Consider the following 24,608-nt stretch of genomic DNA (forward strand, 5'->3'; position numbering starts at 1 on the left):
TTGCTTCCTGGTTTAGTCAGGGAGTGTCATCTCTTGCGCATCGCAGCATGCTAGAATGTCAGGTTATTCCGCGAGCTGAATTTGGGCGCTGTCCCGGGCTCGTGTCACGTCTTTTCGAGTTCACATTCCATGCGCGCGCTTCGCAACATCGCCATCATCGCCCACGTTGACCACGGCAAAACCACCCTGGTCGACCAGCTCCTCCGCCAAGCCGGCACGTTCCGCGAGAACGAGCAGATCGCCGAGCGCGTGATGGATTCGAACGACATTGAAAAAGAGCGCGGCATCACGATCCTGGCCAAGAACTGCGCGGTCGAATACAACGGCACGCACATCAACATCGTCGACACGCCGGGGCACGCGGACTTCGGCGGTGAGGTGGAGCGTGTGCTGTCGATGGTCGACGGCGTGCTGCTGCTGGTGGATGCCCAAGAAGGTCCGATGCCGCAGACGCGCTTTGTGACGCGTAAGGCGTTGGCCCTGGGCCTGAAGCCGATCGTCGTGGTCAACAAGGTGGACCGTCCGGGCGCACGTCCGGACTGGGTGATCAACGAGACCTTCGAACTGTTCGACAAGCTGGGCGCCACTGACGAGCAGCTCGACTTTCCGATCGTGTACGCCTCGGGCCTGAACGGCTACGCCGGCTTGACCGACGATGTGCGCAGCGGCGACATGAAGCCGCTGTTCGAGACCATTCTCGAAAAGGTGCCGCAGCGTGACGACGACCCGAACGGCCCCCTCCAGCTGCAGATCATCTCGCTGGACTACTCGAGCTACGTCGGCAAGATCGGTGTGGGCCGCATCACGCGTGGCCGCGTGCGTCCGCTGCAGGACGTGGTGGTCAAGTTCGGCCCGGAAGGCGCGCCGATCAAGGGCCGCATCAACCAAGTGCTGAAGTTCCGCGGTCTGGAGCGCGAGCTGGTGCAGGAAGCGGAAGCCGGCGACATCGTGCTGATCAACGGTATTGAAGAGCTGGGTATCGGCTGCACGGTGTGTGCGCCGGACGCCCAGGACGCGCTGCCCATGCTGAAGGTGGACGAGCCGACGCTGACGATGAACTTCTGCGTCAACACCTCGCCGCTGGCGGGCCGCGAAGGCAAGTTCGTGACGAGCCGCCAGCTGCGCGACCGTCTGGACCGTGAGCTGAAGTCGAACGTGGCACTGCGCGTGAAGGACACCGGCGACGACACGGTTTTCGAAGTGTCGGGCCGTGGCGAACTGCACCTGACGATTCTGGTGGAAAACATGCGTCGTGAAGGCTATGAGCTGGCCGTGTCGCGCCCGCGCGTGGTGTTCAAGGAAATCGACGGCGTGAAGTGCGAGCCGTTCGAGCGCCTGACCGTGGACGTGGAAGACAGCCACCAGGGCGGCGTGATGGAAGAACTTGGCCGCCGCAAGGGCGAACTGCTCGACATGGCGTCGGACGGCAAGGGCCGCACGCGTCTGGAATACCGCATTCCGGCCCGCGGCCTGATCGGCTTCCAGGGTGAATTCCTGACGCTGACGCGCGGCACCGGGCTGATCAGCCACATTTTCGACGATTATTCGCCGGTCAAGGAAGGCGACCTGGGCGAGCGCCACAACGGTGTGCTGATCTCGCAGGACGACGGCGCTGCCGTGGCCTACGCACTGTGGAAGCTGCAGGACCGCGGCCGCATGTTCGTGTCGCCGGGCGACGCGCTGTACGAAGGCATGATCATTGGCATTCACAGCCGCGACAACGATCTGGTCGTCAACCCGATCAAGGGCAAGCAGCTGACCAACGTGCGTGCGTCGGGTACCGACGAAGCCGTGCGCCTGGTCCCGCCGATTCAGATGTCGCTGGAATACGCGGTGGAATTCATCGCCGACGACGAGCTGGTGGAAGTCACGCCGAAGAGCATCCGCCTGCGCAAGCGTCACCTGAAGGAGCACGAGCGCAAGCGCGCATCGCGCGAAGAGGCGGTCTGATCGACATCGATCTGCCAGAAAAACGCCCCGAGATTCCGGGGCGTTTTTTTTTGCTCGGCGATAACGCTGGCGTTATGCCCGAATGCGCGTGAAGGCTCGTGCCGGATCTTCGATCGGCTCTTGCGCATATTCCAATCCAATGTGCAGGCGCACGATCGGGCGGGGCAAGCTGCAGACCAATCCGCGCTAGTAGGCGTGCCCGCCACATTGCTGACCGTTGCCAGGCTTTCATACCCGCCCGATGCCGAACGGCGTCAGCGCATCGACGAAGCGTTCGGCGGCGGCATGGTGCGTGGGTCTCAGGGGTGGGGCGTCACGGCTGCGCGGCAGCGGCGCCCACGCGAAAAGCGCCAAGTTCCTGCGCGTCGAGCTGGGCGAGCAGGCCGGTTTCCCAGGCCAGATATTGCTTTGCCGCAGCTTTATTGCCGTCATGCCGATCATGCACGAAGAAGAGATAGTCGATGCAAGCGGTGTCGGGCGGGACGTTCTCGGAACCTTCGGTGGCGTAGCCGGCAGCAGTCCACGCGGCAATGCCGCCCGCGAGCAAGTTTAGTCGCGATGCTGCCTGAGGTGCACTGGCGCTCCAATCTGCCGCTGCGAGTGCCGCGATGCGCGGGTCGTCGGCGATCAGCACGGTATCGCGGTCCGGGGCCAGGGCTGGCAAGCGTGGACGAATGGCCCATGTGGCACCGGGCACGTGGGCGCGGCGAAAGCTCATGCTGGGGCGCAGGTCGATCACATGTGCGGTGCCGGCCGCGAGCGCAGTGGCGAGTGCTTGTGCGCTGAACTCGGGCAACGGTTGCGGCGACGCTGTTGGGGTCACCGGCAGGCTCGCATGGCTGTCTAGGCCGTCGCGCAGCACATAGGCATCGTGACCGAGTTGCCGCAGCCAGCTGGCAACGATGGGCGCGCGGACGCCGTCGGCATCGAACAGCACGACGCGCGCGTTGCGCACGCCGACGTACTGATCAGTTGCCTGGATCAACTGGCCGCCCGGCGCATGCTGGGCGCCTTGTAGGCTGCCAGAGGCGAATTCCTCAGGTGTGCGGACATCGCACAGGAAGAGGCTGTGTTCGTCTTGTGCAACCCAGCGCGCGAGCGTTGCCGCATCCACGTCGGGCACGGCAAAGCGCACGGCAAGTTGCTGGCTGGCCTCGCGCATGTCCTTGACGGTAGCGGGCGCGACGACATCGGGATAGCGTCGCGTGCTGCCGTGTTCCAGTGGAAGGTCTTCCAGATACCAGCCTTGCGTGCCGTTCTCCAGCGCCATCACGGGGTTCGGGATGCCGAGGTTGATCAGCGTCTGCGCACCGATGATGCTGCGCGTGCGGCCCGCGCAGTTGACGACAATCGGCGTGCTTGCATCGGGGACAAGCTCGCGGATGCGCAGCCCCAGTTCGCCGTTCGGGCAGCAGATCGACGACGGGATCGTCATCTTCAGATATTCGCTGACGGGGCGGCCGTCGACGACGACGACGTTGTCGCCTCGTTCGCGCATGGCCGCTAGTTCGCGTGCGGTGACGCGCGGCGTGTGGTACGCCCTCTCCACGAGTTCTCCGAAAGTTTTGGACGGCACGTTAACGCCGGCAAACAGCGTAAAGCCTGCCTGCGCCCAGGCTTGTGCGCCGCCTTGCAGTACGTGCACGTTGGTGTAGCCGATGGCGTTCAGGCGATCGGCCGCGCGATCGGCAACGCCATCGTCGTCGTCATAAACGACCATGCGAACCGCGCCGCGTGGCGCAAGGCGCGGGGCGTCGATCTCAAGTCTGCTGTACGGCAGCGGGACGGCGTAGAAGAGGTGGGCTTCGCCGTACTGGCCGTGCTCGCGCACGTCGAACAGCGCGATCTCTGCGCCGTCGTGCAGCCACGCTTTCAGGGTCTGGGCGGTAACGAACGATGTCATCTCGATGGGAAACGAATCAAAAGGGGTTAGCGACGCCCCTCCGCGCAAGCAGCGCAAATTGCAGGCAACGCGATGCGGGTTGCGCCTGAAACCGATTCAGTGTCGGACTGCGATTTCCCTGCGGCTCGGTGTCTGCCCGAACGTAGTGTTTGTTCAGTGTTATTTGTGTATCGGGCAGGTTATCGGCCAGAATTGGGCCGCACAATTTAATTTTTAGCGGAAATCGATTAGAAAATCTGAAGTATCGGGATCAGGATGCGAAATCTGGACATCGATCTGCTGCGCACCTTCGTGGCGATCGCACAGTACGAAACATTTGCCGCGGCAGCGGCGCGAGTGGGACGCACGCAGGCGGCGGTTACGCAGCAAATGCAGCGGCTGGAGGAGGAAATGGGCTGCGCGCTGTTCGAAAAACGCGGCCGCCACAAGACGATGACGCCCGACGGCGTGCGGCTCGTCGCCTATGCGCACAAGATCCTGGCGCTGAACGACCAGGCCGTGCAGGTGATCCAGACCGGTGGCCTGATCGAGAAAATCCGCATCGGTTCACCGCACGATGTGGCCGATTCGATCCTGCCCAATCTGCTGCGGCGCTTGTCTAAGCTGTCGCCGGAATTGCAGATGGAAATCAACGTTGGCCGCAGCCCGTTCCTGATGGACGCGTTGCGCGATAAAACGCTCGATCTGGCGATCTCCACCCGCTATGACGATGCGTTTCCCGGCATCAAGCTGCGCACGTCGCCGATGGTTTGGATCTGCGCGGAAGATTTCATCTTCAATCCCGCCGCGCCAGTGCCACTGGTCATGGCCGACGAGTTGAGTCTGTTCCGCCAGTTGTCGATCGAATGCCTGGACGCGCACCACATTCCGTGGCGCACGAGTTACCTGTCGCCCACGCTGACGGGCATCAAGGCTGCGATCAGCGCGGGGCTTGGCGTGACGGCGCGCACGACCGAGTTGCTCGATGCCAACATGCGTGTGCTGACTGAAGCCGATGGCCTGCCGCGCCTGCCGGAGGTGGCGTTTTACCTGTACGTGCAGCCGACGTGCACCAGCCCCGTCCTGCGCGATCTGTTCGATTCCACCGATCGCATCGCCACCCGGTTCGGGCCGCCCTTCATGTGAGCGGCATCGCCTCGGCCGTGACCGCCGCGCGCGGGCTGCGCCACTCGGGCGGTTTCCACAGATAGCGAATGTCCCGATCGCGGAACACATCAGCCCACATGTCGCGCCATTCGTGGAAGGTAAGGGTGATCGGGTTGTGCGTGTGAACCTGCCGCGTGATGCCGAAAACGGGGGCGTCCTCCTCCGGCACGAAACTGCCGAACATGCGATCCCAAATGGTCAGCACGCCGGCGTAGTTGCGGTCGATGTACTGCGGGTTCTTGGCGTGGTGCACGCGATGCACCGACGGCGTATTCACGTACTGGCCCAGCCAGCGCCAGAATCCGGCGTAGCGCGAATCCAGCGCCCCCAGCCGCGTATGCACAAAGAACTGGAATGCCAGGTTCAGGCCCACGGCAAGGATCACCCAGTCCGGCGTAAAGCCGATCCATGCAAGCGGAATCCAGAACAGCCACATGCCGGAAACCGGATAGGTCAGGCTCTGGCGGAACGCCGTCGAAAAGTTCATGCCTTCCGACGAGTGGTGCGTCACGTGCGAGGCCCACATCCAGCGCACGCGATGGCTGGCGCGGTGGAAGAAGTAATACAGAAAGTCCTGCAACAGCAGGAGCAGGACGAATGACCACCACGTCTCGGGCACCGCGCGCAGGCCGTGGCTGTACGTCCATGCGTACACCGTCTTGATCATCAGCCACAGGAATAATGCATCCGACGCCTGGTGCATGAGCGCGAGGCAGGCGTTTGAAACGGTGTCTTTGAAGCTGTAGACGGACGGGTCGCGCTTGCGCCAGTACCATGCCTCGGCGCCGATGGTCAGGAGGAAAACCGGCGCAAAGGCCAGCAGGATCAGGCCGGGGTCGAAACTCGACGCGCCCGGGGCGGCGTTGGCAGGGGTCATTGGATTGTTGTGATGTGTGTCGTCTCCAACCGGCAGGTATACGCCCAACACCCGCGCTGCGAAAGGGGGCAGGCTAGAGCCATTCCTCGCTTCAATACGCTGTCGTGTACAGTGCGAGCCGTTATTCCCACAACAACATCCGAGACATGCAATCCACCGTTTCCATCGCGCCTCAGGCTGAAGTCCAACCCAACGTGATCGCCGAAGTACGCGGCGGCATCGGCTGGCTGACGCTGAACCGGCCGCAGGCGCTGAACGCGCTGTCGCTGGAGATGATCCGCGCGATGTCGCATGCGCTGCTGGCGTGGCAGCACGATCCGGAAGTCCACGCCGTCATCCTGCGTGGTGAAGGCGGCAAGGCCCTGTGTGCCGGCGGCGACATCCGTTTCTTCCACCGCGCGGCCACGGCCGGCGACCCGCAACTCATCACCTTCTTCACCGAGGAATACCGCCTCAACCACCTCATCTTCAGCTATGCCAAGCCCTACATCGCGCTGATGGACGGCGTCGTCATGGGTGGTGGCATGGGCATCTCGCAAGGCGCGTCGCTGCGCGTGGTGACCGAGCGCACGAAGATGGCCATGCCCGAAACCAACATCGGCCTGTTCCCGGACGTTGGCGGCGGCTGGTTCCTGGCTCGCGTGCCGGGCCATGTGGGCGAATACCTGGGGGTGACCGGGCAGATGATCGAAGCGGCTGACGCGCTGTCGGTCGGCCTTGCCGATTGCCACGTCACCACGCAGGCGCTGGCGGCCATCGTTCAGCTCCTGCGCGACGGCACCTGGGGCAGCGCCGACCAGATTACCGCCTGCTTTACCGAAGCCGCATCGGCGCCGGATGATGCCAAGGCGATCATCGCCCCGCACCGCGAGGCCATCGATGCCTGCTTCAGCCAGAGCAGCGTGCAAGGCATCTTCGCGGATCTGGCCGGCAGCACGGATGCCGAATGGGCCGCGCAGACCGCCGCGCACATGGCCAAGCGCTCGCCGTTGATGATGGCGGTGACGCTGGAGCTGATCCGCCGGGGCCGCCATACCACGCTGGCCGATGAGCTGCGCCGCGAACTCGACATGATGACGCACGTGTTTGCCGAAGGCGACGGTATCGAAGGCATTCGCGCACTCGCGGTCGACAAGGACCACACGCCCAAGTGGAAGCACGCCAGCATCGACGCCGTGCGTGACGACGAAGTGGCCGCCTTCTTTGTCTCGCCGTGGCGCCGTGAGCAGCATCCGCTGCTGGGGCTGTCGGACTAGAACCGGTAAACTGCGCGCCTGGATTTTGAATCGTTGACTTGCTGTGACCGCTGAACGCCCCACGCCGAACCCCCGCCGCTTGTCGGTGGCGCCCATGATGGATTGGACTGACCGACATTGCCGGTTCTTCCATCGCCAGATCTCGCGCCACACGTGGCTCTACACGGAAATGGTGACCACCGGCGCGCTGTTGCACGGCGACGTGCCGCGTCACCTCGATTTCGACGAAGTCGAGCACCCCGTGGCGTTGCAGCTTGGGGGCAGCGAACCTGACGACCTGGCCCAGGCTGCGCGCCTCGGCCAGCAATGGGGCTACAAGGAAATCAACCTCAACTGCGGTTGCCCGTCGGAGCGCGTGCAGCGAGGCGCGTTCGGCGCGTGCCTGATGGCCGAACCGAAGCTCGTCGCGCAGGGCGTCAAGGCGATGCGCGACGCGGTGTCGATTCCGGTCACGGTCAAGCACCGCATCGGCATCGACGCCATCGAGACCTATGATTTCGTGCGGGATTTCGTCGGCACCATCGCCGAGGCCGGCTGCGGGACATTCATCGTCCACGCGCGCAACGCCATCCTCAAAGGCCTGAGCCCGAAGGAAAACCGCGAGATTCCGCCGCTGCGGTACGAAGTCGTCTATCAGCTCAAGCGGGATTTCCCGCATCTGGAAATCCTGCTCAATGGCGGGGTGCAGACGCTGGAGCAGATCGACGCGCATCTTGCACACGTTGATGGCGTCATGATCGGCCGCGAGGCGTATCACCATCCGCATCTGATGGCCGCATTCGATGCGCGCTACTACGGCGCAGGCACGGAGGCCCCCACGCGCGCCGCGGTGGAAGAGGCGATGATCGCCTACGTCGGCCGTTGGGTAGAGCGCGGCGGCTATGCGGGGGCAGCGGTGCGGCACATGCTGGGGCTGTATCGCGGCGTAGCAGGTGCGCGCGGCTGGCGGCGTGTGCTGTCGGATTCCAAGGCACTTGGCCGCGTCAAGACGTTGGCAGACGCGCATGCGTTGTTTGATGAGGCGCGGGCTCATCTGCGGCGCGGCGAGGGGTCAGCCGACGAGGCGGTCGCAGCATAAATCGCACGACCCCCTAGGCACGCCGGAAGAATGTTTGTATAATTTCGTTTTTCGCCGAGCAGCTGTCAGTTTTGCTGTTCGTACGACGGTGGCTGTAGCTCAGTTGGTAGAGTCCCAGATTGTGATTCTGGTTGTCGTGGGTTCGAATCCCATCAGTCACCCCAAAGTTTCAGTAAAAAAGCCCGCTTTTGCGGGCTTTTTTGCGTCTGTGCGCAATGTCTATGCGTCTGCGACCACCGTGCCTTGGTGGTACACAATCTTCCAGCCATCCGGCGTCCGTCGCCACAACGTCGCCCGGCGCGTCGTCCGGTTCGTCTGCACCAGAGTGTAGGTCAGCAAGTAGTTATCCGGCGCAATCTCCTGGCAGCGGAAATCCCGCGTTTGCCAAAAATCCTCGCCGATGTGGCCGTGGCGCGCATCGAGAACACCGAGCACATAGCTACGGCTGTAGCGCTGACCCGAGGCACCCGTTTCCCAGAAATCTTCCGTGGTCATACGCTCGAAGTCTTCGCGGCGCGTGCCGAATTCCGGGCGATGAAAAATGGGTTCGCGCCGGCGCAGTTCGTCCAGCACGTTCAGTAGACCGGGGGCGGTGTCCAGAGACGGTTCCATGCGGCAAGCCTCCTGGGAAAGCTCCAAGCATACCGCGCAGCTGGCGGGGTTTAACGTTTTTCGCGCTGCACAATGCGTAGCTTGCACTTCGCCCCTATGATGGCGCCTTCGCCTTTCCCGGAATCCACTTCGATGCAACGCACTGCCCGTATTGGCCTGTCTTCGCTAACGATCGCACTGTCGCTGGCTTGCGGCGCCGGCGCCTTTGCCGCCACGCTTCAGAAACCGCAACTCGACGCGCTGCTCGCCGCCGAACAATCCAAGGCATCGGCTGACTTGAACAGCTTTCTCGTGGCAGCCGCGAAGGCCGATCCGCAAGTTGCAGGCAGTGTCGCCGCTTATCAGAAGAAAGCCCCGCTCGCCGGCGATGACCTCGTCAACATCGGGCGCCTGCTGGGCCTGTACAACCGCCTGCACAACCAGCAGGCCGTGATCGCCTCGATCGAGAAGATGGTCGCGCTGCCGACGGTGCGCGACGACAAGATCCCCCAGTACGAGAACCCCGCCATCGTCGCGTTTGGCAAGCTGGTCGAAGGCATGGCGCGCGACTTCGGTCTGAAATACCGTAACGTCGATAACCGCGTCTTTGAAGTCACGCTGCCCGGCACCGGCTCAGACGAATTCGGCATCTTGACCCACGCCGACGTCGTGCCCGCAAAGGCGGAAGAATGGGTGCTCGGCGACGGCACCAAGCTCGATCCGTTTAAGGTCACGCGTGTCGGCAATCTGCTGTACGGCCGCGGCACGATTGACGACAAGGGCTCGATTGCCGCTGCGATGTACGCCATGAAAACGGTCAAGGACAGCGGCGTGCCGCTCGCCCGCACAATCCGCCTGATGATCGAAACCACCGAAGAAACCGGTGGCGACGGCATGAAGTATTACCGTGAGCACACGCAATTGCCCGCGTACAACATCGTGCTCGACAGCAAGTATCCCGCCGTGGTTGCCGAGAAAGGTTCGGGTGCGCTCAAGGTGTTTTTCCCCGGGCAGGCTGCCGATACTTCGCATACGGCCATCGTTTCGATGACGGGCGCAGCGTCGGCCAGCTCCATCCCACAAACGGCCACGGCTACGCTCAAGGGCGGAGATCTGGGCGTGGCCGCCGCCGCGCTCGAACCCAAGCGCGATGCGTTTGTGAACAGCCTGGCTGCGCAGGGCAAGTTCTCGATCGACATCGCACGCACGGCTGACAGCATCGTCGTGAAGGTCACCGGCACGTCTGCACACGGCTCGCGTCCGGAAGAGGGCGTCAACCCGCTGCCGCGCCTGGCGTTGTTCCTGCGCGCAGCTGATCTCGGCCTGGCGGACAATGCCTACGCCCATGCCGTGCGCTACCTCAGCGACCTTTACGCCACCGATTACCTCGGCAACACCATGGGCGTCGCCTACAAGGACGACTTCATGGGCCCGCTCACCATTTCTCCAACGGTGATCGGCGATAAGAATGGCCGTGTTGAAGTGACCGCCAACGTGCGCATGCCACGCGGAAAAACGCCCGACGCGCTGCGCGGCGAGATCGCCGGCAAGATCAACGCATGGGCCAACGCCAACCATGTCGCCCTTGAGATCAACCACGATCAGGGCAACTGGATGGCGCGTGATCCGAAGGGCGCGTGGCTGTCGACGCTGCTCAACATTTTTGGTGACACCACGGGCCTCGATGCCAAGCCCGTTCCGACGGCCGGCAGCACGACGGCTAAGCTGATGCCAAACGCCATTAATTTCGGCCCTGCGATGCCTGGCAAGAAGTACACCGCGCACAACGCCAACGAGTACAAGGAAGTGCCGGACCTCGACCTCGATATGCAGATGTTCACCGAGATGCTTGTGCGCATTGGCAATCTGCAGTCGATGCAATAACCCACACCGACCCACGATCGCCATGAACATCATCCGCGCCAAATCGTTCACTGCCGGGCGTGCCTGGGGCGCGCTTGATATTGCCAATATGGGCGGCATCACCACGCGCCTGCACTGGACAGACCAGCCATACCGCTGGCACGTCAACGACGGCGAGGAGGTGTTCGTGGTGCTCGACGGCACGGTCGACATGCATTACCGCGAAGCCGGTGAAGAGAAAATTGCGATGCTGGAGCCCGGCGACATCTTCTTCGCCGGGGTCGGCTGCGAACATGTGGCGCACCCGCGCGGCGAGGCAAGGATTCTCGTCGTCGAGAAAGCGGGGAGCGTTTAGCCGCTCCAGCCGGCTGCAGCGAAAAAAAAGCCCGCAATCTGCGGGCTTCGAATTCAGCGATCTCATTGCCCCTGAGGGCATTGGCAATACTACTGTCACGTACGCCAAACAACATCGGGGTAAACGTCCGTTTTGCTAGCGAAACACTGTTGAATGTGTCGCTGCAGCTACTTCCGGACAGAAAAAACAGCCCGCTCAAATGGCGGGCCGAAAATCAGTTGAAGAAAGCCCTGTCCTCAGGGCACCGCAAGTGTATGAAATCAGTTGCGGCGGCAGCATTGGGGTATGCCCTGATCGGGCGCCCCGACGCGGTTTGCGGCCCTTGCGCGTCTTTCTTTTCCTCAGCAGCTTTCGGCGCCAGCGGTACGCGAGGCCACCGGGATCGCGTCCAGCATGCGGCAGATGGCGGCCATGCTGCCGACCATCGTACGGCGCTGCTCCCCCTGGTAGATGCGCACGCCCTGGGTTTGGCGGAAGGGCACCGGCTGTACCGGGCGGCGGTGGGAAGACATCGATCCGAGTCGCATGGCAGACCTCGTGAGTTCGGGTGAAAAAGCGAGTGGCAAGACTCCGCCCTGGCAAGCCAATGGCTCACCTAGGTTGGATCAAACAGCGAAGATTTGGCGCGGAGATGCGCCGAAGATTTACGGAGCTGCAGGCCGGATCAGACCGACGGCCAAGCCCTCCAGGTGAAACTCATCACGATCCAGATCAACGTGGATCGGTTCGAAATCGGGATTCTCGGCAATCAGTTCGACATGGCGGCCCTTGCGCTGGAAGCGCTTGACCGTGACGTCATCGCCAAGTCGGGCCACGACGATCTTGCCGTTGGTGGCTTCGGCGGCACGCTGCACGGCCAGGAGGTCGCCATCCAGGATGCCGGCGTCGCGCATGCTCATGCCGCGAACCTTCAGCAGAAAATCGGGCTGCGCAGAGAACAGCGACGGATCCACTTGATACTGGCGATCAATGTGCTCGGCAGCCAGAATCGGACTGCCGGCGGCCACGCGGCCCACCAGCGGCAGCGTCAATTGCATCAATCCCATCGACGGAAGCGAGAACTGATGCTGCGCCGTGTCGCCCGCCGCCCGCAGCCGAATGCCACGCGAAGCGCCCGGGGTCAGTTCGATCACGCCCTTGCGTGCCAACGCGCGGAGGTGTTCCTCGGCCGCATTGGGCGATGAGAAGCCAAACTCCGCGGCAATCTCGGCGCGCGTCGGCGGAAAGCCCGTGCGCTGGATCGTCTGGCGGATCAGGTGATAAATCTGCTGCTGGCGGGGGGTGAGGGTGGCCATCGGCGTACTGTATATTTGAACAGGTGCTGTGATTTTATACAGTGACGCAGGAAGCGCAAGCGATTTTGTTGTGACGTGTTGCGCGGGCGCCCAGTCCTTCTGACCGGCGTCAAAACCTACGCTACTGGTTAGAAGCTTATGCGCAATCCATGCAGGCGCAGCCGCGGCGAATCGCATAAAATCAAGACCTTGACCGATTTTTGCATCGCCACATAGCCCGATTGAGCTTCATTGGGTTGGCCCGAATGTCACCATGTCCGCCTTCAATCAAGAGACCGTTCTGAGCGTCCATCACTGGAATGACTCGCTGTTCAGCTTCAAGACCACGCGCGACCAGGCGCTGCGCTTCCATAACGGCCACTTCGTCATGATCGGGCTGGAGGTTGAAGGCAAGCCGCTGATGCGCGCCTATAGCATCGCGAGCCCGAACTACGAAGAGCACCTTGAGTTCTTCAGCATCAAGGTGCAAAACGGTCCGCTGACGTCGCGACTGCAGCATCTGAAGGTGGGCGACAAGCTGCTGGTGAGCAAGAAGCCCGTCGGCACGCTCGTGCTGGATGACCTGCTGCCCGGCAAGAACTTGTACCTGTTCGGCACCGGCACGGGCCTCGCGCCGTTCATGAGCATCATCCAGGACCCCGATACCTACGAGCGCTTCGAGAAGGTCGTGCTGCTGCATGGTGTGCGCCAGGTAAGCGAATTGGCCTATGCGGACTTTATTACCAGCGAGCTGCCCAACAACGAGTTCTTCGGTGATCAGGTGCGCGAGAAGCTGATCTACTACCCCACCGTTACGCGCGAGCCGTTCCGCAACATGGGCCGCCTGACGGACCTCGTCGACAGCGGCAAGCTGTCTGCCGATATCGGTCTGCCCCCGATGGACCCAGCAGTCGACCGCGCCATGATCTGCGGCAGCCCGGCCATGCTGGAAGACACCTGCAAGCTGCTCGACGCCCGCGGTTTCAAGATCTCGCCGCGTATGGGCGAAGCGGGCGACTACGTGATCGAGCGGGCCTTCGTCGAGAAATAATCGGTACGGCTTCTGCTGCAAGCGCCGGCCTGTGTGCCGGCGTTTTGTTTTTGCCCGCGCCCCGGGCAATCCCGCGTCGGCAAAGGCGCGGCGGGCGGCTACAATGCGCGCCTTGCCCACCACGCATGTCTGCAACGATGTCCTTGCCTACCATCGCCATCCTCGCCACCGGCGGCACAATCGCCGGCTCTGCCGACGACGCTGGCTCCGCCGCGCGCTATCGCGCTGGCGCCGTCCCCATCGATCAACTGCTCGCGGCCAGCAAGCTTGGTCTGGAGCGCCTCGCCAACGTGCGCGCCGAACAGGTCGCCCAGATCGACAGCAAGGACCTGACATTCGACGTATGGGAAGAGCTGGTGGCGCGTATTCGCCACTGGATCGACGTGGAGCGCGTGGATGGCGTGGTCATCACGCACGGCACCGACACGCTGGAAGAAACCGCGATGCTGCTGCACCTCACGCAGCAGACCGATACGCCGATTGTCCTGACGGCGGCGATGCGGCCGTCGACGTCGCTGTCGGCGGATGGTCCGTTGAATCTGCTGAATGCGGTGCGGCTGGCGGCCAGTCCGTCTGCGCGCGGGCGGGGCGTTCTGGTAGCCCTGAACCAGCGCGTGCATGCCGCCCGCGATGTGCAGAAAGGCCACACTTACGCGGTCGAGGCGTTTATTTCGCCGGATGCAGGGCCGGTCGGTTTCGTGCTCGACGCTCAGGTGCAGTTCCAGCGGGCAGCGCAACGTGTGGCTGCGGAAGATGTCTTGCCGATGCCGCCAGCGGGCCAATGGCCGTGGGTTGAAGTGCTGTCGAGCTATGCGCAGCCGGATGCGCGTGTCGTCGATGCGTTGGTTGCTGCCGGGGTGAAGGGGCTGGTGATTGCCGCAACGGGCGCCGGCTCCATCCACGCCAATCTTGAAGCGGCGCTGAACCGCGCGAGTCAGCAGGGCGTGTTCGTGCTGCGCTCCACGCGCACCGGTGCCGGCGTGGTGCCCGCGCAGCCGGGTGCGGAACGCTGGGCGGCAAGCGGCTCGCTCAATCCGTATAAGGCCCGTGTGCTGCTTACGTTGCTTCTGTCATCGGGTCGCGCCCAGGCAGAAGTTGCCTCCCTGCAGCAAGTCATTGATCGATATTGAAAAAATCGCCAAAGCCTGCGTATAATGGCAGGCTAACCAACCTTGCTGCACCGGAGTGTGACGCCCGGGCGGCTTAATCCACAAGGAGCGTCAATGCGTCATTACGAAATCGTATTCATCGTCCATCCGGACCAGAGCGAGCAAGTGCCCGCGATGATCGAGCGCTACAAGAGCACGGTCACCTCGCAAGGCGGCCAAGTGCACCGCGTCGAGGACTGGGGCCGTCGTCAACTGGCCTACATGATCCAGAAGCTCGCGAAGGCCCACTATGTGTGCCTGAACATCGAGTGCGGCAAGGAAACCCTGGCCGAACTCGAGCACGCGTTCAAGTTCAACGACGCCGTGCTGCGTCACCTCATCGTTCAGACCAAGAAGGCTGAAACGGCGCCGTCGCCGATGATGAAGGAAGTCGCACGCGAAGAGGCCAAGAAGGCCGCCGCTCAGACCGAACAGGCCGCCTGATGCCGCGCGGTGCTGCGCAGGCCTGATTGCGCATCACCAGCATGAACGAAACCCTCGGGGACAACGCCATCAACCGCCTGCAGCTCGTCGCCACTCTGGTCGAGCGCGAGGTGATGCGATACACCCCAGCCGGCGTACCGATCGTCAACTGTCTACTGGCATACAGCGGGCAAGCGGTCGAGGCGCAGACAGTGCGGCAGATCGAGTTCTCGATAGAAGCACTGGCGGCCGGCAAGATGGCTTCCGTTCTGGATCGCATCGCTCCGGGCACCGTCCTGGATTGCGTCGGATTCCTGGCTCGCAAGCACCGCAGCAGTAAGGCACTGGTCTTTCACATCTCCGGATGTAACGTATTCGTAAAGGATTGAATCATGGCATTCATGAACAAGAAGCAGCGCGACGCGAAGAACAAGAAGCGCTTCCAACAGCAAAACCCGTTGTTCAAGCGCAAGAAGTTCTGCCGCTTCACCGTGGCCGGCGTTGAGCAGATCGACTACAAGGATCTGGATACGCTCAAGGACTTCATCGGCGAGAACGGCAAGATCACCCCGGCGCGCCTGACGGGCACGCGCGCGATCTATCAGCGTCAGCTGGACACGGCCATCAAGCGCGCACGTTTCCTCGCGCTGATGCCGTACACCGATCAGCACAAGCACTAATCAGCGGGATAAGGAGAACTGACAATGCAAATTATTCTGCTCGAGAAGGTCGTCAACCTGGGTAACCTGGGCGACGTGGTGCGTGTAAAGGACGGTTACGCTCGTAACTTCCTGATCCCGAACAAGCAAGCCCGCCGTGCTACCGATTCCGCCATCAAGGAATTCGAAGCGCGCCGCGCAGAGCTGGAAAAGCTGGCTGCTGAAAAGCTGGCAGCTGCGCAAGCCGAAGGCGAAAAGCTGAACGGTCTGACGCTGCAACTGTCTCAAAAGGCTGGTGTGGATGGCCGTCTGTTCGGCTCCGTCACCAACCACGACATCGCTGACGCACTGGTTGCACAGGGCTTCAAGGTCGAGAAGGCGCAAGTGCGTCTGCCGAACGGCCCGCTGAAGACCGTGGGCGACCACGCGGTCGTCGTGTCGCTGCACACCGACGTCGCAGTTGACGTGAACGTGTCCGTGCAGGGCGAGTCGGTCTAAGCACGCACGCAGTACCTCGCGGCGCCCGGGTCACCGATCGACGCGAGTCAAGAAGGCAGGGACGAAAGTCTCTGCCTTTTTTTGTTGTCCTTTGTGTCAGGGGTTCAGATTGAAGACCGAGCAGCGCCGTTATAATCCCGCCATGAACGCGCCCTCCGATCCCCAGCTCGATTCCCTCAAGGTGCCCCCGCATTCCATCGAGGCCGAACAGTCGGTCCTCGGCGGGCTGCTGCTGGATAACGCCGCTTGGGATCGCATTGCGGATTTCATCAACGAGCACGATTTCTACCGCTACGACCACCGGCTGATCTTCCATAACATTGGCAAGCTGATCTCGCAGGCCAAGCCGGCCGACGTGATCACGGTGTACGAGCAGCTGCAGGCTGCCGGCAAGGCGGAAGAGGTGGGCGGCCTGGCCTACCTGAACGCCCTGGCGCAGAACACGCCGAGCGCGGCCAATATCCGCCGTTATGCGGAAATCGTCCGTGACCGCGGCGTATTGCGTCAACTGGTGACGATTGCAGATGAAATCTCCGCTGGCGCCTTCAACCCGCAGGGCCGCGATGTGCGCCAGCTGCTGGACGAGGCCGAGTCCAAGGTTTTTGCGATTGCCGAAGAGGGCTCCCGTGGGCAGAAGGGCTTTCTGGAGATCCAGCCGCTGCTGACCCAGGTGGTCGAGCGCATCGACGAGCTGTATCACCGCGACAACCAGAGCGACATTACCGGCGTGCCGACCGGCTTCGTTGATCTCGACCGCATGACCAGCGGTATGCAGGGCGGCGATCTGATCATCGTTGCCGGTCGCCCCTCGATGGGTAAGACGGCGTTCTCGCTGAATATCGGCGAGCACGTTGCCGTGGAGCAAGGCCTGCCGGTGGCCGTGTTTTCGATGGAAATGGCCGGCACACAGCTCGCCATGCGTATGCTGGGTTCGGTGGGGCGACTGGATCAGCACCGACTACGTACCGGACGCCTGCTTGACGAGGATTGGCCGCGCCTGACGCATGCCATCCAGAAGATGAACGACGCGCAGCTGTTCATCGATGAGACGCCCGCGCTGAACCCGATGGAATTGCGTGCGCGGTCACGCCGGCTCGCACGGCAGTGCGGGCAGCTCGGCCTGATCGTCATCGATTACCTGCAGCTGATGTCGGGATCGGGCGGCGGTGAAAACCGCGCCACTGAGATTTCCGAAATTTCACGCTCGCTGAAGGGCTTGGCGAAGGAACTCAACTGCCCCGTGATTGCGCTGTCGCAGTTGAACCGAAGCCTGGAACAGCGTCCGAACAAGCGTCCGGTGATGTCGGATTTGCGTGAATCCGGTGCTATCGAACAGGATGCCGACGTGATCCTTTTCATCTATCGGGACCAAGTCTACAACCCCGATTCTCCAGACAAGGGGACGGCCGAAATCATCATCGGTAAGCAGCGTAACGGCCCGATTGGTACCGTTCGTCTCACGTTCCTGGGTGAATACACGAAGTTCGATAATTTCACCGGGGGCAATGCCTTCTTTGACAACGATACGTAACGTGTAATTCGTGTCGATCTGCCACAACGTGCCACGCATGTCGCGGGGCCGGTTCCGGTAAAATATTTCGTTTTAATGACAGCGCCGGCGGTGATCCCGTCCGGCGTTGTTTTTACGACTTCCGCTTTTCCCGTTCCCAAGGATCATCATGTTCGGCCGCTTCATGCCCACCGAAGGCAAGTTTTTTGAGTACTTCAACCAGCACGCCGAGTGCGCCGTCAAGGCGGCCCACGCACTCACGGAACTGGTCAATGACTTGCCCAATGCCGAAATGCATGCACGCAATGTGCAGAACTTCGAAAAGAAGGCCGATCGCATCACGCATGACACGATCGAACTGCTGCACAAGACCTTCATCACTCCGCTCGACCGCGACGAAATCCACAAGCTGATCACGACGATGGACGACATCCTCGACTTGATGGAAGACGTTTCGCTCACCATCTCGTTGTACGACGTGACCAACCTGACGGACGAATCGCGCCAGCTCGCGACGATCTGTGTGGCGTGCTGCGAGGAAGTCCGCAAGGCGGTCGCGCTGCTCAGCGACATGAACAACGGTCGTCAGATTCTGACCATCGCCCAGGAAATCGACCGCCTCGAGTCGGAAGCCGATCGCGTGATGCGCGCCGCCATGGCCAAGCTGTTCCGCACTGAGAACGACATCAAGCTGCTGATCAAGCTCAAGGCGATCTACGAGCAACTGGAGAGCGTTACCGACCGTTGCGAGGATGTGGCCAACATCATCGAAGGCATCGTGCTCGAAAACGCCTGACGAGACGACGCCTCATGCATACGCTTCAGATCAGTCTCTGGGTGGTCGTCCTGCTGGTGGCGCTGGCCATCGTATTCGACTTCATGAATGGCTTTCACGATGCGGCCAACTCGATTGCGACGGTGGTGTCGACCGGCGTGCTCAAGCCGCAGCAGGCGGTGGCGATGGCCGCGGCCTGCAACGTGATCGCCATTTTCATCTTCCACCTCAAGGTGGCAACCACGGTGGGCCGCGACACGATCGATCCGTCCATCGTTGATCATTACGTCATCTTTGGGGCGTTGGTCGGCGCGATCGCGTGGAACATCATCACGTGGTACTACGGCATTCCGTCAAGCTCGTCGCATGCGCTGATCGGTGGCTTGGTGGGTGCGGCTGTGGCCAAGTCCGGCACGGGATCGCTGGTGGCAAGCGGTTTGCTGAAGACTGTGGCGTTTATCCTGATTTCGCCGTTGCTGGGCTTTATTCTCGGGTCGCTGTTGATGGTGGCGGTGTCCTGGCTCTTCTTCCGAACGCCGCCATCCAAGGTCGATCGATGGTTCCGGCGTTTGCAGTTGCTTTCGGCCTCGCTGTACAGCCTGGGCCACGGCGGCAACGATGCGCAGAAGACCATCGGCATCATCTGGATGCTGCTGATTGCGGGGGGCTACGCATCGGCCACTGCAACTGAACCGCCGATCTGGGTCATCGTCTGCTGCTATGTGGCGATCGGTTTGGGTACGCTGTTGGGCGGCTGGAGAATTGTGCGCACGATGGGTCAGAAGATCACCAAGCTCAAGCCGGTGGGCGGTTTTTGCGCAGAAACTGGCGGAGCCATGACGCTGTTCTTCGCCTCAGCGTTGGGTGTGCCGGTGTCGACGACGCATACCATTACGGGCGCCATCGTCGGTGTGGGGGCGGCGCAAAAAGCTTCCGCCGTACGTTGGGGCGTGGCAGGCAACATCGTCTGGGCGTGGGTGTTGACGATTCCCGCATCGGCGTTCATGGCCGCAATCGCCTGGTGGATTGGCCGCCACGTGCTGTAAGCCGGCGGCAGATCGACGCCAAAAAGCGAAACGCCCACCAAATCGGTGGGCGTTTTGCGTTTTGCGTTCGCGCGAGCGCGGCGTGAGCTATTGCGTGGCGAAGCGAGCGATGGGGTCGTCTTCTGCGGGAGTCGTTGCAGTGGCGGGCCCGCGCGTCGACATCAGGCTATCGGCTTGAGCATCGCGCGCGCGGGCAAGGGTACCGAGCGGATCATCATCGATCGGGCGAGCGGGGCTGGCCGGTGCCGGCGTCATCGGTGCGGTCGGCGCTGGTGAATCGGGCAGGTTGCTCACGGCCACGACGCGTCGTGCGCCCACATAGCGGCTGGCCCAGTACGTCTTGGTCATGTCTTCCAGTCGCACTGTGCCGCCGGTCGCTGGTGCATGAACAAACCGGTTCTGGCCAACGTAGATGCCCACGTGCGAATTCGGCTGGCCCGTCGTGTTGAAGAAGACGAGGTCGCCCGATGCAACGTCGCGGCGGTCCAATGACGTGCCGCGGCGACCCATTTCGGCGGCGGTGCGCGGCAGGTTCACGGCAGCGGCGCGCTGCACGACGTAGCGCACCAGTCCGCTGCAATCGAAGCCGCTGTCGGGCGTATTGCCGCCGTAGCGGTAGGGCGTGCCCACCAGCGCCATGGCTTCGATCGAGATTTCCTGCAGACCGGCGCTCGGATCCTGAATTGGTGCGCCACGTGTGCGCAGGCCCGCGTCGCGCGAGGCGGTGGAGCGGGTAGGCGTGGACGAACAGGCAGACAGCAGGCACACCAGCGCCAGCAGGGCAGCACCTGCCAGTCGGGTATTGGTGGGGGAAAAGCTGTGCCGCGTCAGCATGCGCCATCGGGAGAGTCCGGATAGCAAGCATGCTATGCGCGCCGCGTCGGAATGCCAAATTTCGTGTTGGCGAGGCGCAACGCCAAGCAGGGCGCGGGTCTGCGGATTTTGCCCAGATGGCGTCGCGTTTAGCGGGCAGTTTTACCAGCGCAGCTGGACGTTGCGCGTGCTGCCGGTCTGCACCGTCGCCCGCTTGGTGGCGCCCTGGTACGTGGCGATGACGTTATAGCTGGCAGGGGGTGCCTTGATCAGACAGCGGGGGCCGTCGGCGCGAAAGCTTGCGACCTCCTTGCCGTGTCGCGTGAGCTGGACGTCAACGTCGGCGAGATACTCGCCGCGCGCGCCTTGGGTGAACAGCAGAGAGAGGTTGTAGTTGTGCGCCTCACTGTTCAGCGCTTGCTGTTCGTCCTGTGCAACGCCGCCGCAGATGTAGCTGATCTGGCCGGCGGTCTTTGGCGTGAGGTCGGCGGCGAGCGCAATGGATGCGCCGGCGGTCAGCGTCATGGCCAGCGCGGCCGACTTCAGGGTCAAGCGCGATCGGGGCTGCAGGTTTTGCTGCATGGGCATCATTGGCCTCCATCAGGGTAGAAAAAGAGAGGTGCGAGACGTGCAGCAAAAAAAAGGCCACGCAATCGCGTGGCCTGATGGCACAACGGTTTGCGGCAGACAGCTGTGTCGCCGCGTGATTTTTACAGCACGTCGGATGCGTGATCTGCCAGCCGCGAGCGTTCGCCGCGCGCGAGCGTGATGTGCCCGCTGTGGCTCCAACCCTTGAAGCGATCCACCACATAGGTCAGGCCCGACGAGCCTTCAGTCAAATACGGCGTGTCGATCTGCGCGATGTTCCCCAGGCAGACGATCTTGGTGCCCGGGCCCGCGCGCGTGACGAGCGTCTTCATCTGCTTGGGCGTCAGGTTTTGCGCTTCGTCGATGATCAGGAATTTGTTGACGAAGGTGCGGCCCCGCATGAAGTTCATGCTCTTGACCTTGATGCGAGAGCGGATCAGCTCCTGCGTGGCCGCGCGGCCCCATTCGCCGGCATTGTCGTCGGATTTCTGCAGCACTTCGAGGTTGTCATCGAAGGCGCCCATCCAGGGCTGCATCTTTTCTTCTTCCGTGCCGGGCAGAAAGCCGATGTCTTCACCCACGGGCACCGTGGCGCGCGTGATGATGATCTCGTTATAAAGCTTCTGATCCAGAACTTGCTCCAGGCCCGCAGCCAGTGCCAGCAGCGTCTTGCCCGTGCCGGCCTGGCCGAGCAGCGAAACGAAGTCCACCTCGGGATGCATCAGCAAGTTCAGCGCGAAGTTCTGCTCGCGGTTGCGCGCGGTCACGCCCCAGACGTTGTTCTTCTGGTGCGTGTAGTCCTTGAGCGTCTGCAGCACCGCAGTTTTGCCGTTCAGCTCCTTGACTTGCGCATACAGCGGCAGGCTGCCGTCATTCGGCTCCAGGAAGACGAACTGGTTGACCAAAAACGACGGCACGAGCGGGCCGGACAGGCGGTAGAACGTCGTGCCCGTCTTGGGGTCCTGCCAGCTCTCGATGTTCTTGCCGTGCTTTTGCCAGAAGTCGGCGGGCAAGGCCATGATGCCGCTGTAGAGCAGGTCGGTGTCTTCCAGCACCCGATCGTTGAAATAATCCTCCGCGGGCAGGCCGAGGGCGCGTGCCTTGATCCGCATGTTGATGTCTTTCGACACCAGCACGACTGAGCGGTCCGGACGCTGCTGCTGCAATGCGGCCACCACGCCAAGGATCTGGTTGTCCGCCTTGCCCTGCGGCAGGCCATCGGGCAGCTTGATGTCGTTCAGGCGCGTCTGAAAGAACAGGCGCCCCTGCGCATCGCGATTACCGAGCTTGGCAAGCGGCAGACCGTCGTCCATGGCCCCATCGGTCCCCGCCACGAGCTGGTCGAGCGTGCGGCTCACCGTGCGGGCATTGCGTGCGACTTCGCTCATGCCCTTCTTGTGGTTGTCCAGCTCTTCCAACGTCATCATCGGCAGATAGACGTCGTGTTCTTCAAAACGGAAGAGGGAGGTCGGATCGTGCATCAGCACGTTGGTGTCGAGCACGAAGAGCTTGGTGGGGCCCTCATCGCGGCGGGTGCGGCGGCGGGCAGCGGTTTCGGTCGATTTGCCCGTCGAGCTGACTGTGTCGACGGCCTTGGCGAGAATGCCCGCATGTTCGCGCGAACTGTCTTTCGCCATGGGGGATGCTTCGCCCGAACGGGCGCGTGCCGTGCTGGTTGCGCTGCGTTTGGGTTGCGCACGGCCGGTTTCTGACAACGCCTCGCGCTCGAGCGCTGGCACCGGTTTTCGAGGTTCCTGACCCGCCTTTGGCTTTCCGGCTTTGCCGAAAGGCTTGAATTCAGCCGGGTCAAGCAATTGGGCTGGCTGGGTGGGCATGGTCGGCAGCGGCATGCTTCGATTACCTCTCTGGGTGGAACAACGACGAAACACCGCCCGCGCACATGGCGAGACGGTGCTGGCGGAAAGCGTAGGGAAACGGATGGACGCGTCGCAAGGTTTGATGCATGGACGACGGCCACAAAAAAGCCGCCATGACCTGCGAGAGGTGGGGCGGCCTAGGTGAACGCCACGACAAGCTGCACGATTCGGACGTCCTGCCCGGCCTGTTTGCCGGGAAAAACGCAGAAGCGGTATCAGGCCAACTTGGCCGCCGGTACCGTCGTGGGCTATCGGAATGGCATCCGGATTTCGTACTCATCGGTTCCGACTGTATCGGAAGCGTTTGTGATTTGCAATCGGTCACATGTGACGTGTGGTGCGGTGCAAACTGGTCACCGCGGATGACGTGAAACCGACCGGGAAGCTACGGCCCGGATGGGCTGGGCGGCGCTTCCCCAAGAGCTGGCGCTACTTGGAGTCACAGCGCGCGCACCGCCGCGAGAACATCGTCCACATGGTTGGGGACCTTCACGCCACGCCATTCCTTGCGCAACACGCCCTTGCTATCGATCAGGAATGTGCTGCGCTCGATGCCGCGCACGTCCTTGCCGTACATCTTCTTCATCTTGATCGTGTCAAAGATGTTGCAGACAGCTTCGTCGGTGTCGGAAATCAGCTCGAACGGCATTTCGAGTTTCGCTTTGAAGTTTTCGTGCGATTTCAAGCTGTCGCGCGAAATGCCGAACACCACGGCGCCGGCGGCTTCAAAGGCGTCGTATTGGTCGCGGAAATTCATCGCCTCGGTGGTGCAGCCGGGCGTGTTGTCCTTCGGATAGAAATACAGCACGACAATCTTGCCGCGCTGCGATGCCGGTGAGAAGGTGATGCCGCTGGTTGCCGGTGCGGAGAAATCGGGAAGAGGCTTGTCGATCGTGACGGGCATGGTGTGTTCCGGAAAACCGCGAGAAGAGAGACGGGAAGCAAATGGACGGGCAAAGCCGAAGATACCGCGCCCGCTGCCAAACCGTAGATCGGAAGAATCAGCCCGGTTGGACGATCAGGCTGCCGCTGCGGCCCGCAACTTCGCCCCACGTGACGGGCTGCACGGGGAGCGTACTGCGATCCAGCGTTGCGTAGTAATCGCCCATCGACCCCAGCCGATGGCCCTGCGCGCGCCAGCCTCGCAGCAACTCGCGGAAGATCGGGGCGAGTTTCTGCCCTTCAAGTTCCGCATGCAAGGTAAATACCTGGTCACGGTCGGACTCGGTCATCTTCAGGATGTGCCTGGCGACGTTGTCGAGGGTGATGTCTCCCACCCCAATGAGTTCGTCCAGCGTGGGCAGCGTGGTCGGCAATTGCACATGGTTCAGGGCGTTGCCGTCGACGCTCGGGATGTACGGATGCGTGCCCCGCCCGTCGGAGGCATACGCCATGCCCCAATTGTCGATCTGGCGGAACGCGTGGTCGTTCATCTGCCAGCCCGCGGCGCCGTGCGTCACGGGTGGCTTGCCGAATACCTGGATGAAACGCGCGTGGGCGGCTGTCATCTGCCGGGCGGTCCAGCCGGCATCGCGCTGGCGCACGTTGTCTTGCCAGAGCACGTGATCCCACGTGTGGATGCCGGTCTCAAAACCCGCCTCGGCAATGGCGCGCATTTCGGCAGCGGCTTTGCGGCCGATATCGGGGCCGGGCAGCAGCACGCCGTACATCAGCGTGCGAAGGCCATAATGCTCGACCACCGACGTACGGGAAACCTTTTTCAGGAAGCCGGGGCGGAAGGCCCGGCGCAGCGCCCAGCCGGTGTGATCCGGGCCGAGGCTGAAAAGGAAGGTTGCGCCGGCCTCGTGCTCGCGCAGCATGCGCGCGAGGTTGGGCACGCCTTCGCGGGTGCCGCGCAGGGTGTCGACGTCAATCTTGAGGACGATGAGGGCCATGAACCTGCGCGGAAGGTGCGACTGAGTGCGGC

At 62.4% G+C, this 24,608-nt stretch carries 26 protein-coding genes and 1 tRNA gene; 17 read left to right on the top strand and 10 right to left on the bottom strand.

Going from position 1 to position 24,608, the window contains the following annotated elements:
* Positions 1–129 precede the first annotated feature (129 nt).
* On the top strand, positions 130–1,950 hold the full coding sequence (gene typA, locus N5B55_RS06515; RefSeq protein WP_027677570.1) for a translational GTPase TypA: 1,821 nt from the start codon (positions 130–132) through the stop codon (positions 1,948–1,950).
* Positions 1,951–2,263: 313 nt separating this feature from the next.
* On the opposite strand, the gene N5B55_RS06520 is transcribed toward typA, so the two are convergent.
* Positions 2,264–3,853: a rhodanese-like domain-containing protein gene (locus tag N5B55_RS06520; RefSeq protein WP_304539536.1), complete on the bottom strand. Its 1,590-nt coding sequence runs from the start codon at positions 3,851–3,853 to the stop codon at positions 2,264–2,266.
* Positions 3,854–4,108: 255 nt separating this feature from the next.
* Here N5B55_RS06520 and N5B55_RS06525 point away from each other — a divergent pair, with 255 nt between their 5' ends.
* Positions 4,109–4,978 carry a LysR substrate-binding domain-containing protein gene (locus N5B55_RS06525; protein ID WP_304539537.1) on the top strand — a complete coding sequence of 290 codons (870 nt, stop codon included), beginning with the start codon at positions 4,109–4,111 and terminating at the stop codon, positions 4,976–4,978.
* On the opposite strand, the gene N5B55_RS06530 is transcribed toward N5B55_RS06525, so the two are convergent.
* Positions 4,971–5,876 carry a sterol desaturase family protein gene (locus N5B55_RS06530; RefSeq protein WP_304539538.1) on the bottom strand — a complete coding sequence of 302 codons (906 nt, stop codon included), beginning with the start codon at positions 5,874–5,876 and terminating at the stop codon, positions 4,971–4,973. The genes N5B55_RS06525 and N5B55_RS06530 overlap by 8 nt on opposite strands.
* Positions 5,877–6,022: 146 nt before the next feature.
* Between N5B55_RS06530 and N5B55_RS06535 the strand changes: the two genes are divergently transcribed.
* The 3 genes from N5B55_RS06535 to N5B55_RS06545 all read left to right on the top strand — a co-directional run bounded on the left by N5B55_RS06535 (position 6,023) and on the right by N5B55_RS06545 (position 8,374).
* A complete protein-coding gene (locus N5B55_RS06535) occupies positions 6,023–7,132 on the top strand; it encodes an enoyl-CoA hydratase/isomerase family protein (protein WP_304539539.1) in 1,110 nt (369 codons plus the stop codon).
* A 43-nt stretch (positions 7,133–7,175) separates the two neighbouring features.
* Entirely contained in the window at positions 7,176–8,210 is a 1,035-nt protein-coding gene (dusA, locus tag N5B55_RS06540) for a tRNA dihydrouridine(20/20a) synthase DusA (RefSeq protein ID WP_304539540.1), read from the top strand.
* A gap of 88 nt (positions 8,211–8,298) precedes the next feature.
* Positions 8,299–8,374: transfer RNA gene (locus N5B55_RS06545), tRNA-His, on the top strand.
* Between the two features lie 55 nt (positions 8,375–8,429).
* Here N5B55_RS06545 and N5B55_RS06550 read toward each other — a convergent pair.
* Positions 8,430–8,822, bottom strand: coding sequence for a nuclear transport factor 2 family protein (locus N5B55_RS06550; RefSeq protein ID WP_304539541.1), 393 nt, complete (start codon positions 8,820–8,822; stop codon positions 8,430–8,432).
* Between the two features lie 132 nt (positions 8,823–8,954).
* Here N5B55_RS06550 and N5B55_RS06555 point away from each other — a divergent pair, with 132 nt between their 5' ends.
* Complete coding sequence (locus N5B55_RS06555; protein ID WP_304539542.1) at positions 8,955–10,685, top strand: dipeptidase; 1,731 nt, start codon at positions 8,955–8,957, stop codon at positions 10,683–10,685.
* Positions 10,686–10,707: 22 nt separating this feature from the next.
* Positions 10,708–11,019, top strand: a complete 312-nt coding sequence (locus N5B55_RS06560; RefSeq protein ID WP_178959974.1) for a cupin domain-containing protein — start codon at positions 10,708–10,710, stop codon at positions 11,017–11,019.
* Positions 11,020–11,360: 341 nt separating this feature from the next.
* Here N5B55_RS06560 and N5B55_RS06565 read toward each other — a convergent pair whose 3' ends face one another.
* Together N5B55_RS06565 and lexA are read right to left on the bottom strand one after the other, a co-directional pair.
* Positions 11,361–11,546: a hypothetical protein gene (locus tag N5B55_RS06565; protein ID WP_009238330.1), complete on the bottom strand. Its 186-nt coding sequence runs from the start codon at positions 11,544–11,546 to the stop codon at positions 11,361–11,363.
* Between the two features lie 117 nt (positions 11,547–11,663).
* A complete protein-coding gene (lexA, locus tag N5B55_RS06570) occupies positions 11,664–12,314 on the bottom strand; it encodes a transcriptional repressor LexA (RefSeq protein ID WP_304539543.1) in 651 nt (216 codons plus the stop codon).
* A 253-nt stretch (positions 12,315–12,567) separates the two neighbouring features.
* On the opposite strand from lexA, the gene N5B55_RS06575 reads away from it, so the two are divergent.
* The 9 genes from N5B55_RS06575 (at position 12,568) to N5B55_RS06615 (ending at position 19,403) form a co-directional block, all read left to right on the top strand.
* A complete protein-coding gene (locus N5B55_RS06575; RefSeq protein ID WP_027677555.1) occupies positions 12,568–13,344 on the top strand; it encodes a ferredoxin--NADP reductase in 777 nt (258 codons plus the stop codon).
* A gap of 137 nt (positions 13,345–13,481) precedes the next feature.
* Entirely contained in the window at positions 13,482–14,474 is a 993-nt protein-coding gene (locus N5B55_RS06580; RefSeq protein ID WP_304539544.1) for an asparaginase, read from the top strand.
* Positions 14,475–14,567: 93 nt separating this feature from the next.
* A complete protein-coding gene (gene rpsF, locus N5B55_RS06585; protein ID WP_003265889.1) occupies positions 14,568–14,936 on the top strand; it encodes a 30S ribosomal protein S6 in 369 nt (122 codons plus the stop codon).
* Positions 14,937–14,977: 41 nt separating this feature from the next.
* On the top strand, positions 14,978–15,304 hold the full coding sequence (priB, locus tag N5B55_RS06590; RefSeq protein ID WP_065857768.1) for a primosomal replication protein N: 327 nt from the start codon (positions 14,978–14,980) through the stop codon (positions 15,302–15,304).
* 12 nt (positions 15,305–15,316) lie between these two features.
* A complete protein-coding gene (gene rpsR, locus N5B55_RS06595; RefSeq protein WP_037022304.1) occupies positions 15,317–15,595 on the top strand; it encodes a 30S ribosomal protein S18 in 279 nt (92 codons plus the stop codon).
* Positions 15,596–15,619: 24 nt separating this feature from the next.
* Positions 15,620–16,072: a 50S ribosomal protein L9 gene (gene rplI, locus N5B55_RS06600; protein WP_024975887.1), complete on the top strand. Its 453-nt coding sequence runs from the start codon at positions 15,620–15,622 to the stop codon at positions 16,070–16,072.
* A gap of 142 nt (positions 16,073–16,214) precedes the next feature.
* On the top strand, positions 16,215–17,603 hold the full coding sequence (locus tag N5B55_RS06605) for a replicative DNA helicase (RefSeq protein ID WP_027677550.1): 1,389 nt from the start codon (positions 16,215–16,217) through the stop codon (positions 17,601–17,603).
* Positions 17,604–17,751: 148 nt separating this feature from the next.
* Positions 17,752–18,378 (top strand): DUF47 domain-containing protein, encoded by a 627-nt coding sequence (locus N5B55_RS06610; protein WP_027677549.1) that lies wholly within the window; start codon positions 17,752–17,754, stop codon positions 18,376–18,378.
* Between the two features lie 14 nt (positions 18,379–18,392).
* Complete coding sequence (locus N5B55_RS06615) at positions 18,393–19,403, top strand: inorganic phosphate transporter (RefSeq protein WP_004626498.1); 1,011 nt, start codon at positions 18,393–18,395, stop codon at positions 19,401–19,403.
* An 87-nt stretch (positions 19,404–19,490) separates the two neighbouring features.
* Here N5B55_RS06615 and N5B55_RS06620 read toward each other — a convergent pair whose 3' ends face one another.
* The 3 genes from N5B55_RS06620 to N5B55_RS06630 all read right to left on the bottom strand — a co-directional run bounded on the left by N5B55_RS06620 (position 19,491) and on the right by N5B55_RS06630 (position 22,654).
* Complete coding sequence (locus N5B55_RS06620) at positions 19,491–20,237, bottom strand: C40 family peptidase (RefSeq protein ID WP_304539545.1); 747 nt, start codon at positions 20,235–20,237, stop codon at positions 19,491–19,493.
* A 141-nt stretch (positions 20,238–20,378) separates the two neighbouring features.
* Positions 20,379–20,804 carry a hypothetical protein gene (locus N5B55_RS06625; protein WP_369812427.1) on the bottom strand — a complete coding sequence of 142 codons (426 nt, stop codon included), beginning with the start codon at positions 20,802–20,804 and terminating at the stop codon, positions 20,379–20,381.
* A gap of 122 nt (positions 20,805–20,926) precedes the next feature.
* On the bottom strand, positions 20,927–22,654 hold the full coding sequence (locus N5B55_RS06630; protein WP_304539547.1) for a PhoH family protein: 1,728 nt from the start codon (positions 22,652–22,654) through the stop codon (positions 20,927–20,929).
* Positions 22,655–22,767: 113 nt separating this feature from the next.
* Between N5B55_RS06630 and N5B55_RS06635 the strand changes: the two genes are divergently transcribed.
* Positions 22,768–23,052 carry a hypothetical protein gene (locus N5B55_RS06635; protein WP_304539548.1) on the top strand — a complete coding sequence of 95 codons (285 nt, stop codon included), beginning with the start codon at positions 22,768–22,770 and terminating at the stop codon, positions 23,050–23,052.
* 68 nt (positions 23,053–23,120) lie between these two features.
* Here the strand turns inward: N5B55_RS06635 and N5B55_RS06640 are convergent, their stop codons facing one another.
* The gene (locus tag N5B55_RS06640; RefSeq protein WP_065857779.1) at positions 23,121–23,585 is read right to left on the bottom strand and encodes a peroxiredoxin; all 465 of its coding nucleotides are present in this window, start codon (positions 23,583–23,585) and stop codon (positions 23,121–23,123) included.
* Positions 23,586–23,682: 97 nt separating this feature from the next.
* On the bottom strand, positions 23,683–24,576 hold the full coding sequence (locus N5B55_RS06645; protein WP_304539549.1) for a 4-deoxy-4-formamido-L-arabinose-phosphoundecaprenol deformylase: 894 nt from the start codon (positions 24,574–24,576) through the stop codon (positions 23,683–23,685).
* Positions 24,577–24,608: the final 32 nt, after the last annotated feature.

It is taken from the genome of Ralstonia pickettii, assembly GCF_030582395.1.
Lineage (GTDB): Bacteria > Pseudomonadota > Gammaproteobacteria > Burkholderiales > Burkholderiaceae > Ralstonia > Ralstonia pickettii_D.